The sequence below is a fragment of the Fictibacillus sp. WQ 8-8 genome (assembly GCF_024494405.1).
GTDB classification, from domain to species: domain Bacteria; phylum Bacillota; class Bacilli; order Bacillales; family Fictibacillaceae; genus Fictibacillus_C; species Fictibacillus_C marinisediminis.
Genome location: NZ_JAMXKG010000039.1, coordinates 1 through 1525, shown reverse-complemented (window position 1 = coordinate 1525; position 1525 = coordinate 1). Strand labels below are relative to the sequence as shown.

At 50.8% G+C, this 1525-nt stretch carries 1 rRNA gene; it reads right to left on the bottom strand.

The features are described from left to right. A 23S ribosomal RNA gene (locus tag M1K46_RS25430) occupies window positions 1-1217 on the bottom strand; the annotation flags it as partial. Between the last annotated feature and the right edge of the window lie 308 nt (window positions 1218-1525).

The following is a 1525-nucleotide window of genomic DNA, read 5'->3' as shown; positions in this document are numbered from 1 at the left end:
GGTACAATCCATAGCTTCGGTGATACGTTTAGCCCCGGTACATTTTCGGCGCAGAGTCACTCGACCAGTGAGCTATTACGCACTCTTTAAATGGTGGCTGCTTCTAAGCCAACATCCTGGTTGTCTGGGCAACTCCACATCCTTTCCCACTTAACGTATACTTTGGGACCTTAGCTGATGGTCTGGGCTGTTTCCCTCTTGACTACGGATCTTATCACTCGCAGTCTGACTCCCGCGGATAAGTCTCTGGCATTCGGAGTTTGACTGAATTCGGTAACCCTGTGGGGGCCCCTAGTCCAATCAGTGCTCTACCTCCAGGACTCTAGCCGCGAGGCTAGCCCTAAAGCTATTTCGGGGAGAACCAGCTATCTCCGTGTTCGATTGGCATTTCACCCCTACCCACACCTCATCCCCGCACTTTTCAACGTGCGTGGGTTCGGGCCTCCATTCAGTGTTACCTGAACTTCACCCTGGACATGGGTAGATCACACGGTTTCGGGTCTACGACAACGTACTATGGCGCCCTATTCAGACTCGCTTTCGCTGCGGCTCCGCCTTATCAGCTTAACCTTGCACGTTATCGTAACTCGCCGGTTCATTCTACAAAAGGCACGCTGTCACCCGTTAATGGGCTCCAACTACTTGTAGGCACACGGTTTCAGGATCTCTTTCACTCCCCTTCCGGGGTGCTTTTCACCTTTCCCTCACGGTACTGGTTCACTATCGGTCACTAGGGAGTATTTAGCCTTGGGAGATGGTCCTCCCGGATTCCGACGGGGTTTCACGTGTCCCGCCGTACTCAGGATCCACTCAGGAGGGAACGAAGTTTCAACTACAGGGCTGTTACCTTCTTTGGCTGGCCTTTCCAGACCGCTTCATCTACCCCGTTCCTTTGTAACTCCATGTTGAGTGTCCTACAACCCCAGAGGGCAAGCCCTCTGGTTTGGGCTGATTCCGTTTCGCTCGCCGCTACTCAGGAAATCGCATTTGCTTTCTCTTCCTCCGGGTACTTAGATGTTTCAGTTCCCCGGGTCTGCCTTCTCATATCCTATGTATTCAGATATGGATACCATCCCATTACGGATGGTGGGTTCCCCCATTCGGAAATCCCCGGATCAATGCTTACTTACAGCTCCCCGAGGCATATCGGTGTTCGTCCCGTCCTTCTTCGGCTCCTAGTGCCAAGGCATCCACCGTGCGCCCTTTCTAGCTTAACCTTTATCGACGATTGATCAGCTTCCAATCTCTTCGTCAGCTTTGTTCTTCCGGTGCTCATGTAGGCGAACTACACTCCGCTCCTCCAGAACTTCGCTTCCTCGATCTTGTCGCTGCTGAATCGTCTTAATTGTTACTAAATCAGCGCACAACTAATGAATTAGTTGGCTTTGTTTGGATGTTTCGTTATCTAGTTTTCAAGGAACATGGTCCGTGCGCGCAAAAAAATGCGTCACATAACCTCTATTGTTTGAAAGAAACGATGTTCTTTCAAAACCAAACAAAAGCTCAGGTAAGTTCATGAGGCAAC